The 15363-nt window shown below is 63.0% G+C and carries 14 protein-coding genes and 1 pseudogene; 8 read left to right on the top strand and 7 right to left on the bottom strand.

What is annotated here, in order from left to right:
• Positions 1-390: 390 nt before the first annotated feature.
• The 4 genes from QZ269_RS03110 to QZ269_RS03095 all read left to right on the top strand — a co-directional run bounded on the left by QZ269_RS03110 (position 391) and on the right by QZ269_RS03095 (position 4595).
• Positions 391-783, top strand: a complete 393-nt coding sequence (locus QZ269_RS03110) for an SCP2 sterol-binding domain-containing protein (RefSeq protein WP_291424209.1) — start codon at positions 391-393, stop codon at positions 781-783.
• A complete protein-coding gene (locus tag QZ269_RS03105; protein ID WP_291424207.1) occupies positions 780-1928 on the top strand; it encodes a Zn-dependent alcohol dehydrogenase in 1149 nt (382 codons plus the stop codon). Before QZ269_RS03110 ends, QZ269_RS03105 begins: the two co-directional genes overlap by 4 nt.
• Positions 1925-3394, top strand: coding sequence for an aldehyde dehydrogenase (locus tag QZ269_RS03100; RefSeq protein WP_291424205.1), 1470 nt, complete (start codon positions 1925-1927; stop codon positions 3392-3394). The genes QZ269_RS03105 and QZ269_RS03100 overlap by 4 nt, the downstream gene beginning before the upstream one ends.
• 208 nt (positions 3395-3602) lie before the next feature.
• Complete coding sequence (locus tag QZ269_RS03095; RefSeq protein WP_291424203.1) at positions 3603-4595, top strand: SDR family oxidoreductase; 993 nt, start codon at positions 3603-3605, stop codon at positions 4593-4595.
• A 262-nt stretch (positions 4596-4857) separates the two neighbouring features.
• Here QZ269_RS03095 and QZ269_RS03090 read toward each other — a convergent pair whose 3' ends face one another.
• Complete coding sequence (locus tag QZ269_RS03090; RefSeq protein ID WP_291424201.1) at positions 4858-5313, bottom strand: PA2169 family four-helix-bundle protein; 456 nt, start codon at positions 5311-5313, stop codon at positions 4858-4860.
• 145 nt (positions 5314-5458) lie between these two features.
• On the bottom strand, positions 5459-7114 hold the full coding sequence (gene crtI / locus QZ269_RS03085; RefSeq protein WP_291424199.1) for a phytoene desaturase family protein: 1656 nt from the start codon (positions 7112-7114) through the stop codon (positions 5459-5461).
• Here crtI and uvsE point away from each other — a divergent pair, their 5' ends adjacent.
• The 4 genes and pseudogenes from uvsE to QZ269_RS03065 form a co-directional block, all read left to right on the top strand.
• Positions 7115-8005 carry a UV DNA damage repair endonuclease UvsE gene (gene uvsE, locus QZ269_RS03080; protein WP_291424197.1) on the top strand — a complete coding sequence of 297 codons (891 nt, stop codon included), beginning with the start codon at positions 7115-7117 and terminating at the stop codon, positions 8003-8005.
• Positions 8006-8188: 183 nt separating this feature from the next.
• Complete coding sequence (locus QZ269_RS03075; RefSeq protein WP_291424195.1) at positions 8189-8467, top strand: hypothetical protein; 279 nt, start codon at positions 8189-8191, stop codon at positions 8465-8467.
• A complete protein-coding gene (locus QZ269_RS03070; RefSeq protein ID WP_291424192.1) occupies positions 8464-9507 on the top strand; it encodes an MBL fold metallo-hydrolase in 1044 nt (347 codons plus the stop codon). Before QZ269_RS03075 ends, QZ269_RS03070 begins: the two co-directional genes overlap by 4 nt.
• Positions 9508-9563: 56 nt before the next feature.
• Positions 9564-9665: pseudogene (locus QZ269_RS03065) on the top strand (IS5/IS1182 family transposase); the annotation flags it as partial.
• 45 nt (positions 9666-9710) lie between these two features.
• Here the strand turns inward: QZ269_RS03065 and QZ269_RS03060 are convergent.
• The 5 genes from QZ269_RS03060 to ribD form a co-directional block, all read right to left on the bottom strand.
• Positions 9711-11336: a S41 family peptidase gene (locus QZ269_RS03060; RefSeq protein WP_291424190.1), complete on the bottom strand. Its 1626-nt coding sequence runs from the start codon at positions 11334-11336 to the stop codon at positions 9711-9713.
• A 73-nt stretch (positions 11337-11409) separates the two neighbouring features.
• Positions 11410-11874: a 6,7-dimethyl-8-ribityllumazine synthase gene (ribH, locus tag QZ269_RS03055; RefSeq protein ID WP_291424188.1), complete on the bottom strand. Its 465-nt coding sequence runs from the start codon at positions 11872-11874 to the stop codon at positions 11410-11412.
• Positions 11875-12078: 204 nt separating this feature from the next.
• On the bottom strand, positions 12079-13272 hold the full coding sequence (locus QZ269_RS03050; protein WP_291424186.1) for a bifunctional 3,4-dihydroxy-2-butanone-4-phosphate synthase/GTP cyclohydrolase II: 1194 nt from the start codon (positions 13270-13272) through the stop codon (positions 12079-12081).
• Entirely contained in the window at positions 13269-13934 is a 666-nt protein-coding gene (locus QZ269_RS03045; RefSeq protein ID WP_291424185.1) for a riboflavin synthase, read from the bottom strand. Before QZ269_RS03045 ends, QZ269_RS03050 begins: the two co-directional genes overlap by 4 nt.
• 177 nt (positions 13935-14111) lie before the next feature.
• Positions 14112-15188 carry a bifunctional diaminohydroxyphosphoribosylaminopyrimidine deaminase/5-amino-6-(5-phosphoribosylamino)uracil reductase RibD gene (gene ribD, locus QZ269_RS03040; RefSeq protein WP_291424183.1) on the bottom strand — a complete coding sequence of 359 codons (1077 nt, stop codon included), beginning with the start codon at positions 15186-15188 and terminating at the stop codon, positions 14112-14114.
• Between the last annotated feature and the right edge of the window lie 175 nt (positions 15189-15363).

Below are 15363 nucleotides of genomic sequence, written 5' to 3'. Positions count from 1 at the left end.
CCACTGGCTCGTTGTATCCGTTACGCTCCTAAACAAATTAAAGCCAATTCTTGGCTCTTTAGCCTGACAGCCTCTAGTACATTTACCGACGAAGGGTTTGAACGCAATATGCCAGCAGGGCAACCGCAAAGTCGCAAGACCGAAGAATGAGTAGAGCGATTTATGTTATAAACAGAATACATGGCTCAGAATTGAATATGACCGAGCGACAGAAACGGGCTTTTCCGGTGCTGCATCAGAAGCAATTTGATTCGGGTTCAGATGCGAAGGTGCCAGTTGGTGAGTTTCCCACCAAAACACACTCAACATTTTTTGTCAACCAGTTGCCTTCTTTCCCGCCCTCCGCTGGCCTTAACCTGTCCTATGCCTACATTCGCAAGTGCGCAGGAAATGCAAGACGTCCTCCAGGCCGTGTTGGAGCGCGGTCAGGACACCGACACGGCGCGGGGTCTGGCCAAGGCGGGACTGACCGTGGCGTTCGTTTATGAAGGCCCCTCGGTGCGGCTGGTCATGGACGGAAAGAACCCGCCCGTGGGCCAGGCCATCGGCTTTTATTTCGGTGACGAAGCGCCCACGCCGGACGTGACTTTCAGCCTTAACGCCGACGTAGGCCACCGCTTCTGGGCAGGCAACCTAAACGTGCCGCAGGCTCTGGCACGCGGGCAAATCAGGGCGGCGGGCAGTATCGCCAAAGCCCTGAAACTGCTGCCGCTGATGCCCCCGCTGTACGAATCCTACCGCCAAGTGATGACCGAGCGGGGCCGCGCCGGAGAGCTGCCATGAGCGATGGCGGCATGACCGTCCGGGCAGCGGTGCTCGCCGAGGTGGGCCAGCCCGTGCAGATTCAGAGCGTGCAACTCGCCGCGCCCGGCCCCGGACAGGCCCGCGTGCGCGTCGTGGCGGCGGGTCTGTGCCACTCTGATCTCAGCGTAGTCAACGGCACCATTCCTCAACTTGCGCCGCTGGTGCTGGGCCACGAGGGGGCGGGCATCGTGGAGGCAGTCGGTGAGGCCGTCACCCGCGTGAAGCCTGGTGACCGCGTGATTTTCAACTGGGTGCCGTCCTGCGGCGAATGTTTTTTCTGCAAGGATGGCCGCCCTGACATGTGCGACGAGGCGTTCGCGCTGATGACGATGGGCACCCTTCCCGACGGCACCACACCGTTCTCGCAATTGGATGCAAGCGGCGTAGCGGAGGACATCTACATGTTCAGCCAGACTTCCTGCCTGGCCGAGCATACGGTGGTGCCCGAGACGGCACTAGTGCCTTTTGCAGAGGGTGTGCCCTTTGAAGTCGCCGCCATTGCCGGTTGCGCGGTCATGACCGGCTACGGCGCGGTGATGAATACGGCGGGCGGGGTAGCTGGGCGGCGCGTGGCGGTTATTGGCTGCGGCGGCGTAGGTCTCAACGTGATTCAGGCCGCCAAGCTAGACGGCGCGACCCGGGTCATTGCCCTTGACCGCGACGCCCGCAAGCTGGAAGATGCCCGCGCTTTCGGGGCCACCGATGTGATTGATACCTCCACGGTCGGTGACCCGATTTCTGCCATACTGGACATGACTGACGGTCTGGGCGCGGACGACACCTTTGAAGTGGTGGGGCACCCCGAGACCATTTCGCTGGCCTACGGACTGACCCGCAAGGCCGGAAAAGTCGTGGTGGTGGGCGTCGCCAGTCCCGAGCAGATGGTGGAACTGGGGGCCTTTAGCCTTCCCGCCGAGTCCAAACTGATTACCGGCAGCTGGTACGGGCAGGCGGTGGCAGGCCGCGACTTGCCGCTGATTCTGGAAAAATACCGCGCTGGCGGCCTCAAACTGGACGAACTCATCAGCCACCGCTACAAGCTGGACGAGTTACCGCAGGCACTTGAGGCGCTGGAACGCGGCGAACTGCGGCGCGGCGTGATTCTGATGGGGGAACAACCATGAAGTTGCACGAGGGCGTCATCTTTCTGGACGGCAAATTTCAGAAACGCGGCACGACGCTGGAGGTTATCAACCCGTCCACCGCGCAGCTTCTCGGCCACAGCGTTGAAGGTTCTGCTGCCGATATAGACGCGGCGGTTGAACTGGCGCAGGCGGCCCATGAGAGCCGCGCCTGGACAAGGATTGACCCGCTGGAACGCACCCGTATCCTGGGCCGCGCCGCGCAGTTAATACGCGAACGAGAGGCCGATTTCAGCGCCGTGATGAGCGCCGAGATGGGCATGACCCTCAATTTTGCAGGCTGGATGGAAATCCCGATGGCCGCCAACGCGCTGGATTTCTTCGGGTCGCTGATTGCGCAGCCCAAGGGCGTCACCGCGCCGTTTAGCCTAGCTGGGCCGCAGGGTGATTATCTTGCCATGACGCTCAAGCAGCCTGTCGGCGTGGCGGGCTTGATTACCCCCTGGAATTTTCCGCTGCTGATGCCGGTCTGGAAGGTGGGCGCGGCTCTGGCGGCAGGTTGCCCGTGTGTACTCAAACCTGCGCCGCAAAGCCCCTTCACCGCTCTGCTGCTGGCCGAGGTGCTGCACGAGGCGGGCATACCCGAAGGCGTCCTGAGCGTCATTCCTGGCAGCGACGAGGCGGGCAAGGCGCTGGTCGCGCACCCCGGCGTGCCCAAAATCGCCTTCACTGGCAGCACCGAGACCGGCAAGCACATCATGCGCTCGGCAGCTGATCACCTTAAACGAGTCACGTTGGAACTGGGCGGCAAGAGCGCCAATATCTTCTTTGACGATACCGACGTGGAAGAAGCCGTGTCGGGGGCACTGTTTGGGATTTTCCTGAACAGCGGGCAGGTGTGTCAGGCAGGGTCGCGGGTGCTGGTACAGCGCGGAATTTATGAAGCCTTCACCGCTCGCCTCAAGGAGCGCGTGGAGGAAATGACGGTGGGCGACGCGGGTGACTTTACCTCCGACATCGGCCCGGTGGTTAGCCGCGAGCAGTGGGAACGGGTGCGCGGCTACATCGCGCAGGGCAAACAGTCCGGCGCGACATTACTTACAGGTGGCGGCAACGTGGAGGGCGACGGTTTTTTTGTGCCGCCCACGGTATTTACCGGCGTGACGGCAGAAATGCCCATCGCCGCCGAGGAAATCTTCGGCCCTGTACTAGCGGTCATTCCCTTCGACACCGAGGAAGAAGCTTTGAGCATCGCCAATCGCACGCTATACGGGCTGGCCGGGGCAGTCTGGACGCGCGACATCAAACGGGCGTTGCGCTTTGCCCGTGACCTACAAGCCGGAACGGTATGGGTCAACACCTATCAGATTCTCTCGCCCACGTTGCCCTTCGGCGGCTTCAAACAGAGTGGCCTGGGACGCGAACTGGGGCCGCAGGCCTTGGAGCCGTACCTGGAAACCAAGAGCGTGATTGTTGACCTGAACGACACGCCGATGCAGATGTTCTGATTCCGCCGGGTACACCGCCAGGTTCAGAGGTGCCACGCAAACAGCTTGGGCGACTCGCTTAGCGGCTCCTGCGTCGTCATACGGGCTTTAAGATGGGGCCTGGTCGCTTCCCCACTGCGGGCGGGATTGAGCGGAGTCCGTATTACGGTGAAGCTCTGGTTCACTCGCAGCCCATCCGGGAGAGTTGGCGGCGGGTTAGCCTTGCCCCATGCGTATTCCCAAAAGGTTCATTCTGGCTGCCGGTGTCGCGGCCCTGGCAGCCCGGCATCAGCTTTCTCCGGCCTACGATCTCAGCGGCAAGGTGGCTCTCATCTCAGGCGGTTCACGGGGCCTGGGGCTGGCGCTGGCCCGCGAACTGGTGGCACGCGGCGCGAAAGTCAGCCTGCTGGCCCGCGACACCGGCGAACTGACCCGCGCCGTGCAGGACATCATGGGGCGGGGCGGTCAGGCGCACGCCATCACTGGCGACGTGACAGCGGCAGACGATCTTCAGCGGGCGGTCGATGAAACCGTGGCCCACTTTGGGCGGCTGGACATTGTGGTCAACAATGCTGGAATCATTCAGACGGGGCCGCTGCGCGATATGACCGAGGACGACTTTCGCCGCATCATGGAAGTCAATGCCTTCGCCGCGCTGAGGCTCACTCTGGCCGCGCTAGAGCAGTTGCAGCAGAACCAGGGCCGGGTGCTGATTATCTCCTCGGTGGGTGGTAAGGTGGCCGTGCCGCACCTGGGGCCGTACTCCATGAGCAAGTTCGCCTCGGCGGGGCTGGGCCAGGCTCTCAGAAGTGAACTGGCCCGCGACGGCATTGGTGTGACCGTGGCCCTGCCTGGGCTGATGCGTACTGGCAGCGCCAAGCAGGCCGAGGTCAAGGGCGACTATGAGAAGGAATACGCCATGTTCGCCACGCTGGACAATGTCCCGCTACTCACCCTAGACGCCGCCGACGCCGCCCGCCTCATCATTCAGGCGCTGGTGCGGGGCGACGCAGAGGCGATGATTGGTCTTCCGGCTCACCTCCTGAAGTACGCGCAGGCCCTCGCGCCGCAGCTGGTGGCCGATGTGATGGCGCTGAGCAACCGCTTTATGCCGGGGCCGACGGGCCACACCGCCTCCAAATTCGGCAAGGAAGTGGAAACCAAATTGACCCTGGAAAACCCCCTCAAACGCGGGGCAGAGCGGGATTTGAACCAGAGTTAATACCAACCGCCGATTAACTCTGGTTATGGCAGATTCAATGCGGGCGGAGGCGAGCAGGAAACTGCGGGTTTCGCGCTGTGGCGGTAGAGGCACTACTTTCTTGACCAAAACGGACTCGCTTGAGCAAACCTGCCCGTTGTCTTGGTCAGAACGGCACCCAGGATGGGGCCTGATCGCTCCCCACAGCGGGCAGAAGGGAGCAGAGTCCGTATGGTCGCAAAAACCCCCGGCATGTCACCGGGGGCCGCAGCTTGCATTTGCCTTACTGCTTGGCGGCTTCCATCTTGTGCTTCAGGTCACGAATCTGGTCGTGGCTGGCTTTGACCTGCGTGTACTGGGCTTCCACATAAGCGCGGATGTCGGCGGGCAGTTCGGTTTCGTTCAGCACGTCCTGGTAGTTGCTGACGGCGACATCTTCGCCGCGCTCACACTCGGCAACCACGGCGTAATCGTCGCTGCCGGTCAGGGTGTCGCGCACGTTCAGCCAGGTGCGGTGCAGGGCGGCGCCCACACTGCCGCCACGGGGCTGCTCACCCATAGCAATCAGCTTCTGCTCGATGTCGGCAGCCAGGGCGGCGCGCTGGGCACTGCGTTCGGTGAACAGGGTCTTGAGGTCGGCGGCGGTGGCGTGGTCGGCGGCGTCCTTAAAGCCGTTCTGGCCGTCGCGCAGGGTGCCCAGCAGGTACTGTAGTTTGTCGGTTACAGCTTTGGTATCCATGTCGTCTCCCTTCGCCCGCGCCAGCCTGCCCTTTTTGGGGCTTGGCTGTCTCGACGCGGCGAATGACCTTACTCTAAACTGATTAAGCTGCTCATATTATGTGGATTAATGAACTCGCTTTAATAATTTCGCAAATGACGGAAATTTAACTGATAAGCCCAAAGTCCTGCGCCACCAGCCGAGCCGTCATCTTGGCCGACATCATCACGCTGGGGGTGCCGCCGCCGGGTTGCGCCCCCGCGCCGACCAGATAGAGGTTTTTCACGTCCTCGCTACGGTTGTGCGGCCTGAAAAAGGCGCTTTGCACCAGCAGCGGCTCCGGCCCGAAGGCGTTGCCCAGATAGCTGTCAAGCGTTCCGGCAAAGTAGTCGGGCGTAATGTACTCGGAGTGGGTCAGCCGGGCACGCAGGTCAGGGATAATCCGGCGCTCTTCTAGGTAGTCATAGACGCGCTCAACCAGCTTTGGCCCCTCCACCGCCCAGTCCAGGCCGCTTCCGTTGTGGGGCACCGGAATTAGGGTGTACGCCGCGTGATGTCCGGGCGGGGCCAGCGCCGGGTCGGTCAGGGTGGGCACGTGCAGGTACTGGCTAAAGTCCTGGCCCAGCACCTTCTGCCCGAAGATTTCGGTCAACAGCGCCTCGTAGCGCGGCCCCAGCAGGATGTTGTGGTGCTTGAGGTTAAGCGGCTGGCCATCGTCGCGGAAGCCGAAATAAATCACCAGTAGACTCATGCTCTGGCGGGCGGCCTTCACGCGGACATCCGAGTTGACCAGCCGCGCCGCGCTCGGCACCCGCTTGAGGTAGGTGTTGGCCCAGTCGCCGTTGCTGACTACCAGGTCAGCCGCCAGCCGCTCTCCTCCTTCCAGCACCACACCCCGCGCCACTTTTTTGCCCAGCAAGTTGGTGACAGGCTGGCCCCAGTCGTCGGTGACAATAATTTCCTCTACGCCCGCGCCGTAGCGAATCTGGCCGCCCAGTTCCTCAAACTTCTGCACCAGCCCGCGCACCAGCGCCCCGGTGCCGCCCATGGCATAGTGGACGCCCCAGGTCTTTTCCACAAGGTGAATCATGGCGTAGATGGCGGGCACGCTCAGCGGGTTGCCGCCAATCAGCAGCGTCTCGAACGAGAAGACCTGCCGCATCTTGTTGGACTGAAAGTATTTGGAGGTAAACGAAAACAGCGTCCGCACCGCGTCCAGCCGCAGCAGGTCAGGTACGGCCCGCAGCATAGTCGGGATGTCGCCGAAATGGGTGTAGCCCAGTTCCAGAAAACCGCGCTCAAAAATGGCCCCGGCGTCGGCCTGAAAGCGTTCGTAGCCCGCCAGGTCTCCGGGCGCGAGTTCGGCAATCTGGCGGCGAGTTCCTTCAGGGTCACCGTCGTAGTCAAAGTAGGTGCCGTCATCAAACACAATGCGGTAGAACGGCAAAATCGGCACCAGCTTTACGTACTCGCGGGTGCGCGGCCCACCCGACTCGGCGGACGTGACGCGGGGGGCGTTCAGGACTTCGGCGGGGAAATCGGGGGCGTCCAAGTTGGGTTTTCCACGTTCCAGCGCGAACAGTTCCTCTATAAAGTGCGGCGCGGTAATCACCGTCGGCCCCATGTCAAACACGTAACCGTCGGGCGTACGCAACTGATACCCGCGCCCGCCGGGGCCGTCCAGCCGCTCCACAATCAGCGTTTCAAAGCCTAGACTCTGGAAGCGAATGCCCAGACTTAGGCCCCCGAACCCCGCACCGATGATAACTGCCCGCTTGGGGCGAGTCGGAACCTCGTTCTTGACAGTATTGAAGTCGGTCATATGTTGACCCCAGCTTACGGCCTGGTGTGCCTGACTGTTGGCCCCGAGTTACGCTTCAGGACGGTGACCCTCAGCCGCTACCGGACGCTGACACCTAGTGAGCGCGAAACCAAGCTCCGCACCATCTACGCCGAAAATATCCGCATCCTGCACTCGGCAGCCTCCTACTGCGCGTCCCGGAATATCCGGCTGTACCGCATGAGTTCCAGCCTGTTTCCAATGCTGGATCTGATTGGAGATGACGTTGGGCAGACGGTATTGCAAAGCCTCAGTACCGAACTGCGGGCCGCAGGTGAAGCATTCCGTGAAGCCGGAATCCGCGTACTGATGCACCCCGAACAGTTCATCGTGCTGAACAGCGAGCGCCCGGAGGTCAGACAAAACAGCCTGCACGCCCTGCAAAGTCACGCCCGCGTGATGGACGGGCTGGGGCTGGAGCGCTCGGCCTGGAATCTGTTGCTGCTGCACGGCGGCAAGGGAGGCCGGGCAGCGGAGTTACAGGCGCTGATTCCCGACCTGCCGGACGCGGTGCGCCTGCGCCTGGGGCTGGAAAACGACGAGCGGTCGTATGGCCCCCAGGATTTGCTGCCGGTCTGCGAGGCCACCGGAACGCCTTTCGTGTTTGACGCCCATCACCACGTGGTGCGGGAAAAGCTGGGCGACTTACAAGACGCTAGCCTGCGCGAATGGGTGCTGCGGGCGCGGCAGACCTGGCGGCCCCCCGACTGGCAAATCGTCCACCTCAGCAACGGGATTGACGGCCCACAGGACCGGCGGCACAGTCACTTGATTACGCAGCTACCCAACGCCTACGCCGACGTACCCTGGATTGAGGTGGAGGCCAAAGGTAAAGAAGAAGCGATTGCGGCGCTGGTGGCCCGGTTACCCTGACCTCCGGCGGGAGCGGCGCGGGCCTGAGCGCGGACGATACCGACCTCTTTAAAGTGAGGCGTTCCCAGTCGTGCCCGCACCGTTATGACAGACTTGAACGTGCCGGACAAGACGGTGAACGTAAGACGAGCTAGAGCGGTGGACGGACTTCGTCAAAGACAGTGACCACCAGGGAGCGCAACCATGAGCAACCACATCCGCTATGAGAGAGACGGCGACTTCATGCCCAGCTTCTCCTTGAAGCTGGACAGGCCAGGAGCCGACCAGGACATCAAAGGCGCGGTGGTGCGCCCGGACAAGTCCACCTTCTTTGCCGGGGGCGACCTCAATGGCTTTCTGGCGACTCCGCTTGGCCAGGCACAAGAGCCGTTGGGCAGCATTGAAGCGGTGAACGCGCAACTCAGGCGTATTGAAAAACTCGGCAAGCCGGTGGTCGCCCTATCCGCGCAGGCGGTGAGGTGACGGGCCGCCCGCGCTGGGCTGAGGGCGCGGCGTTGCCTCTCCAGGCCCACACCCGCCCTGTCCGTCACCTCACCGCGTCGGGGGCGCGGGTGTATACCCTCACCGTCCCTATTCTGGAAATGTTCACCGCCCACGCTTACCTTTACCTAGACGGCGCCTACGCGGCCCTGATAGACACCGGAACGCCGCTCCCGCAGAGCCTGGGTGCGTTGGACGCGGGTCTGGCAGCGGTGCGGCGGGAGTGGGGCGAGGGGGTAACATGGGCAGACCTGTCGCGCATCGTCGTGACCCACGCCCACTTTGACCACTGCGGCGGCCTGCCCTGGCTGCTTGGGCGCACGGCGGCTCCGGTAGCGGCCTCGCGCCTCACGCGGGAGGTGCTGGAAGACCCCGCCGGGGCACTGGCCGACGAGGAAGCGCGGATGGCCCGCTTTCTGGCGCAAGCCGGAGCCGACCCCGCCTTGCTCGGCAACTTGAAGCGCTTTCCGCAGGGCAGCGTGCGGGGGCTGACGCCTGTTTCGGTGCACACTACCCTGCGCGGCGGCGACGTGCTGGACAGCCGCTTTGAAGTCATAGAGGCGGCGGGCCACTCCTCCGGACAGGTGTGCTTACGCGTGGACGACCTCCTGCTGTGCGCCGACCAGGTGATGACCGGCACCAGCCCCCGCCTCGTGCCACACAGCTACGAGGCCGGAAGCGGGCTGCGGGTGTACCTAGACTCGCTTGCCCGCCTGAGCGCCCTGGAAGGGATAAGCCTTGTGCTGGCGGGGCACGACGACCCGATGGACTGGCCCACTTTTCAGGCCCGCGCAGCGGCGCTCACCCGCAGTCACCTCGGGCGGCTCGGCGTGGTGCGTGACCGCTGCGCCGAGCCGCTCACTACCGCCCAACTTGCGGGCGGCCTCTACCCCGGCCCCTCGCACCCGGCGCTGGCGCTGCTTCAGCTTCAGGCTGTAGCGACCTGGGTGGAGTATCAAGAGGAGCGCGGCGAGTTGCGGCGGGAGGGGGAGGCGGCGGCGCAGTATGTTCGGGTGCTGTGAGCCGCACACCACCAACTGCGTTACCTTCACCGACTGACCCAGAGCGCTCCCCCCCACGCCGTTGGGTTGTAGAGGGCAGTCACAATTGGTTCAACCGTTTTCGGCGGCTTCTGATCCGGTGGCAGAAAAAAGCCAAGCATGACATGGGTTTTGTCTAACTTGCCGCCTGCCCGATCATTTGGCGGAAACTCGCCCCACGAGCCTCACGGCTGTCCAGATAGGCTTTGAAAGGCCTGAGCCAGCGCGGTGTCATTCCCGGTGACGGCCAGAGCTTCGGTATCGTTGGCGACCCTGATGTCAGGCTTCACAGTCTCCGTCGCGGCCACGCTGCCCACGTAGACTCGCCCAGCAGTCACACTTAGGCCACGGCTGACTGGCAGGGGCAGAACAAAGGTGCTGGTGTTGCCCACGCCATAGCTCTCCTCACCAATCAGGATGCTATGGCCGCCCTGCCGGATGTTCTGGCTGAACATTTCGCTGGCGCTGGCGCTGCCCTGGTCAAGCAGCACCGCGACCTTTCCAGACCAGCGCGACGGAGCACTGACTATCAGAGCGGTCTGCGGGGTGTTGCTACAATTTGTCGCGTACTGCACCCTACCGTTGACGTAACTGATGGTTGTCTGCGAGGCGTCCAGGTAATGAATCGATTCGCCAGCGGTGGCAGGCGCAAAAGCGCCGACAGCTCCGACGTACTCCCGAACCATCCCCCCGCCGTTGTCGCGCAGGTCTACCACAATCCCACCGACATTCTGAGCACTGGCCTGAGCAACCAGCCGGTGAACCTGGTCGGCAATGCCCTTCCCTTCAAAAGACGGTATACGCAAGTAGTAGTACGCCTTACCGTTCGCGTCCTGGCGCACTTCACCCCAGGGAAGTTCGGTGCCGCCGAGAATCGCCGCAGTCACCGTAACCGTGCGGGTTTCGCTGCCGCGCCGAACCAGAAAAGGAATGCCGGTCTGCTTGAGGGCCGCTGCCGAGAATAACCTGCTGTAAAGGGCGTCCTGCTGGGAATCGTCCACGCTACCATCAGCACTGTGACCCGGCTGCACCGTGCGTTTCAGGTTCTGCCCGTCTACACCCAGCACCACATCACCCCGGCGCAGCCCAGCGACAAAAGCTGGTCCACCAGCCTGTACATCGGTGATCAGGACGCCTTCAGTGGTCGTAGGAGCGACCATCACAAACCCGAAGCGCGGAGCAGGCTGCGCGGCATTCGTGGTCGCGCCGTTGAAATTCGCCATGTGTGCCGCGTCAAGGTAATAGGTATGGTCGTCCTTTACCCCGCCGATATACCTGGCCATCAGGGGATCAACCGCGTCGGTAACCGGGTAACTGTTAAGGGCACTGGGAAACGTAGTCTTGAATGACTGGTAGGCAGCCTCATGCAGCCCATTGAGGTCTACGGCGCTGTACCCGAAATACAGCTCGTTGAGGATCTGCTTGGACTGGTAAAGCAAGTCGGTGACCGAATTAGGCTTGACAGTAACGCCCTGCGCCTGCACACGGCCCGGCAACACCTGAGCGGGCAATAGTGTGCCACGGTCTTGTAGATTCGGGCCGACAGTCCTGGCGATCTCCCCGGCAATCGTCGGTTGCGTGCAATCGGGCGTCGCCGAGACGACACGGGGAACAGGGGGAATTTCGTTGGCCGAGGTGTTGGTGGTGGGCGCGGTGGTGCCTCCTGTTCCCGCACCGCCGTTGACGATTGTGCCGACCCCAGGGCCAGGGCTGGTGGTGCCGGAAATGGTCGGCGTGGCCTCAGAAGCCTGCTGGCCACAGCCCGCCAAAAGCAGAGTCAAACCAAGCAGCGCAGGAAGGGGTCGTTTCATACCAGGCAGTATCCTGTGTGCACTGGCTGGTGCCTAGCCACCCCGTCTATTAATACCAGTCTATACGGGGGGATCAGCCGATCTGCCGCAAGAGGTTGGCCGTTTCGATCATCGCCAGCACCGCCTCGCCGCCCTTGTTCCCGGCCTTGATTCCGGCGCGGTTAAGTGCTTGCTCGACAGTGTCGGTGGTCAGCACGCCGAACGCGACCGGCACGCCCGTGTGTAGCGAAGTGTTCAGGATGCCGCTCGCCACGCCGCCTGCCACGAAGTCGTAGTGGTCGGTATCGCCCTTGATGACAGCCCCCAGGCAGACCACCGCGTCGTATTTGCCCGACTCGGCCAGCTTACGGGCCACCAGCGGCACCTCGTAGGAACCGGGCACGAGGTAGTGATCAAGATGTTCGGTTTTGCCGCCGTGCTGCACAAAGGCCAGTTCCGCGCCTTCTACCAGCCGGTCCACGATCAGGTGGTTCCAGCGGGTCGAGACGACGGCGAATTTAAGGTCATGGGCAAGCAGGTTGGCTTCGATTTTTTGCATGGCGTTCTCCTGTACTTAGAGCATTTTGCAAAAAGATGGTGCTCTTTTGAGCATCTTTTTGCCGAATGGAACGAGTGGAAAAGAAAGAGCAGGACGGAGAATAAAGGGGGCGGCGGTGTTTTTCCGACATGCCCATCATTCGGAGAACTGCTCTAGGTGTCAAAAAGGTCTGTGAGATGATGCAACTGACGACAGCAAGGGCATTTAGCCCAGGTGCCCCATCCGCTCCCGTTTCGTTTTCAGGTATTCGGTGTTGTGCTGGCCCTCGCCCACATGCAGCGGAACGCGCTCGACGACTTCCAGCCCAAAACCCGAGAGCGAGTGCAGTTTGAGGGGATTATTGGTCATCACGCGCAGTTGCCGGGCGCCCAGCAGGTGCAGCATCTGCGCCCCGATACCGTAGTCGCGGGCGTCGGCGGGCAGGCCCAGTTGCAGGTTGGCGTCTACCGTGTCGGCCCCGCCGTCTTGCAGCGCATACGCACGAATTTTATTGAGCAGGCCGATGCCCCGGCCCTCCTGCCGCAGGTAGATCACGGCCCCGCGCCCCTCGGCGGCGATCTGTTCCATCGCCGCGTCGAGCTGTGGGCCGCAGTCGCACTTGAGCGAGTGAAACGCGTCCCCGGTCAGGCACTCGCTGTGAACGCGCACCAGCAGCGGCTCCGGCGTGATTTCGCCCATGACCAGCGCCACATGCTCGGCGCCGCTTAGCGAGTCCTGAAACCCAACGATACAGAAATCGCCAGAGCGGGTTGGCAGGTTTGCCTCGGCCACCTGCTGCATAAAGGGGTCATGCTGAAGACGGTAAGCGATCAGGGCCTCGATGCTGCCGACCTTCAGCCCGTGATTTTGCCCGAAGGTCAGCAGGTCGGGCAGACGCGACATCTCGCCGTCGTCTCCCATGATTTCGCAGATCACGCCCACCGGCGCAAAACCGGCCAGCCGCGCAAGGTCGCACCCGGCTTCGGTGTGTCCGGCGCGGCGCAGCACGCCACCGGGCCGGGCCACCAGCGGAAAAATGTGACCAGGGCGGCGGAAATCGGCGGGCACGGCGGTGTCGTCTAGCAGCGCGGCAATGGTCGCGGCGCGGTCGAAGGCGCTGATGCCGGTGGTGTTGGTGCGGTGGTCCACACTGACGGTAAAGGCCGTGCCGTTGGGGTCGGTGCTGTTTCCCACCATCGGCGTCAGCGCCAGACGCTCGGCCCGCTCCGGCATCAGCGTCACGCAGATCAGCCCGCGCCCCTCCCGCGCCATAAAGTTGACCCACTGCGGCGTGGCGGTGGCGGCGGGCATCAGCAAGTCGCCCTCGTTTTCGCGGTTTTCGTCGTCTACCAAAATGACCGGGCGTCCGGCGCGGAGTTCTTCAAGCAGTTCGGAAATGGTCGAAAGAACGCCGGTCATGCCTGAGCCTCCAGCCCGCGCCCGCCGAGTTCGGCCCTGGTCAGCTCCCGCACAGCCAGCAGCCGCTCGACATATTTCGCCACCTGATCGGCTTCCAGATTGACTCGCGTTCCCGCCTGCCACTCGCCCAGCGTGGTGACTTCTAGCGTGTGCGGCACCAACCACAGCGTAAATTCGTCCACGGGCCACTCCGGACGGCTGCCCGCCGGGCCGCCCACATCCACCAGCGTCAGGCTCACACCATCTACCGTAATGCTGCCTTTAGGAGTCAGATACCTGGCAAGGCCCCTGGGCGCACGCACCCGCATGGTGTACGCGCCGGGTTCCTCGCGCACCTCCAGAAGCTCACCGACGCCGTCCACATGCCCGCTGACCATATGCCCGCCGAAGCGTTTGTCGGCAGTCATGGCGCGTTCGAGGTTGATCCGCTTTCCAGTTTCCCAGTGCGGCGCCGTTTTGGCGAGGGTTTCGCGGGAAAGCTCCACCCTGAAGCCGTGAGCGTCCCAGCCGCTGACGGTCAGGCAGGCGCCGCCACAGGCGATAGACTCGCCGAGTTCGAGGTTGGTCCACATTTGCGCGGGAGCAATGGTGACGCTCAGATTGCCATTTGTTTCGGCGGCGCTAGTCACGCGCCCCGTCTGTTCGATGATTCCAGTAAACATGTGAACTCCTTCATTTATTCCGCTCTTCAGTGCCTTAAATTAAGTACGTTGTCTTGAGAATAGAGAGGTTTCGGCGCTGTTCCGAAAGCTTGTGATGTTACGTACAACGTACTGACGATTCTTGCTTCGCTCGGTTAATTCAAAGATCAACTTTGGTGTGCCTAGTCAGTAAGTAGGCTAGTCAGTAAGCAGGCCCGTGATCAACACGTCGCTACCAACCAGTTCGGTGTTTACGTCCGTCAGGTGCGGCGCGGCGTGCATGGAGCGCAGCGGCGCAAGCAGCGGCGACAGGCCCGCCCCCAGCAGCTTGGGCGCGACAAACACGCGCACTTCGTCGATCAACTGCTCGGCAAAAAAAGCGCTGGCAAGGGTCGGCCCACCTTCAAGCAGAACGGTCGCCAGCCCAAGTTGACCCAGTTGCCCCAGAGCGTCGCCAAGTGAGGTGGCCGCCACCACCGTCAGGCGAGAGTCGCCGAACAGCGGGGAATGCGTGCCCTGACGCACGACCAGCACGCTGCCTTCTCGCAAGGCCCGCGCTGTGGCCGGAACGCGGCCCTCGGGGTCAAAGATCACGGCGCGGGCGTCGCGCCCTCCCCCGACCTCACGGGTGCCCAGCTGCGGGTCGTCAAGGATAACCGTGCCGCGCCCTACCGCCACTGCATCGGCCTCGTTGCGCCACTGCATGACACGCCGACGCGACTCGGGGCTGCTGACCGGGCCGTTGGCCTCGCCGCTGGCAGCCACTTTGCCGTCAAGGGTCATGGCGTACTTGTAGATCACGTGGGGACGCCCACGCTGCACCAGCGAACGGAACCCAGCTTGCTGCCTCACGGCTTCGGCCTCCAGCACACCCGTCATCACTCTGATTCCGGCGGCCCGCAATTTTTCTAGCCCGCGCCCATTCACACGCGGGTCGGGATCGCCCGCCGCCACCACCACGCGGGCCACTCCAGCAGCGATCAGGGCGTCGGCACACGGCGGGGTGCGTCCAAAATGGCTGCACGGTTCCAGGGTCACGTAGGCGGTGGCCCCGCATGCCCGTTCGCCCGCCTCCCGCAGCGCAAATACCTCGGCGTGCGGCGCTCCGGCCACCGGGTGAAAGCCCCGACCTATCACGTCGCCGTCACGCACGATCACGCAGCCGACGGGCGGGTTGGGACTGGTGCGGCCCAGGCCCCGAGCAGCTTCGGCCAGGGCCAGGGTCATCAAGTGAACATCGTCTGGTGGACGCTCCAGCACAGTTTCATACGGCATATGGTGACGCCGCCGACCGGGGTGGTCAGCCGGGCGTTGCCCCCTTTCTCCCATCCGGACTTAGTGACGCCTGAGCTGAAGGTGAAGCCGGAGGGACACCCCTACCCTGCTTGCCACGTCCCGCGTGCGCCAGTTTACCGTCGGCTCCGGAATCTCACCGGATCGGGCCTGCGCG

Source organism: Deinococcus sp., assembly GCF_018260405.1.
Lineage (GTDB): Bacteria > Deinococcota > Deinococci > Deinococcales > Deinococcaceae > Deinococcus.
Note: the sequence above shows the minus strand (reverse complement) of the source record. Positions and strands in the feature narration are given on the sequence as shown.

Bases quoted from the DNA above. Each gene is read 5' to 3' on its own strand.
- QZ269_RS03110 (WP_291424209.1), top strand. From the start codon at position 391: ATGCAAGACGTCCTCCAGGCCGTGTTGGAGCGCGGTCAGGACACCGAC.
- QZ269_RS03105 (WP_291424207.1), top strand. From the start codon at position 780: ATGAGCGATGGCGGCATGACCGTCCGGGCAGCGGTGCTCGCCGAGGTG.
- QZ269_RS03100 (WP_291424205.1), top strand. From the start codon at position 1,925: ATGAAGTTGCACGAGGGCGTCATCTTTCTGGACGGCAAATTTCAGAAA.
- QZ269_RS03095 (WP_291424203.1), top strand. From the start codon at position 3,603: ATGCGTATTCCCAAAAGGTTCATTCTGGCTGCCGGTGTCGCGGCCCTG.
- QZ269_RS03090 (WP_291424201.1), bottom strand. From the start codon at position 5,313: ATGGATACCAAAGCTGTAACCGACAAACTACAGTACCTGCTGGGCACC.
- crtI (WP_291424199.1), bottom strand. From the start codon at position 7,114: ATGACCGACTTCAATACTGTCAAGAACGAGGTTCCGACTCGCCCCAAG.
- uvsE (WP_291424197.1), top strand. From the start codon at position 7,115: ATGTTGACCCCAGCTTACGGCCTGGTGTGCCTGACTGTTGGCCCCGAG.
- QZ269_RS03075 (WP_291424195.1), top strand. From the start codon at position 8,189: ATGAGCAACCACATCCGCTATGAGAGAGACGGCGACTTCATGCCCAGC.
- QZ269_RS03060 (WP_291424190.1), bottom strand. From the start codon at position 11,336: ATGAAACGACCCCTTCCTGCGCTGCTTGGTTTGACTCTGCTTTTGGCG.
- ribH (WP_291424188.1), bottom strand. From the start codon at position 11,874: ATGCAAAAAATCGAAGCCAACCTGCTTGCCCATGACCTTAAATTCGCC.
- QZ269_RS03050 (WP_291424186.1), bottom strand. From the start codon at position 13,272: ATGACCGGCGTTCTTTCGACCATTTCCGAACTGCTTGAAGAACTCCGC.
- QZ269_RS03045 (WP_291424185.1), bottom strand. From the start codon at position 13,934: ATGTTTACTGGAATCATCGAACAGACGGGGCGCGTGACTAGCGCCGCC.
- ribD (WP_291424183.1), bottom strand. From the start codon at position 15,188: ATGCCGTATGAAACTGTGCTGGAGCGTCCACCAGACGATGTTCACTTG.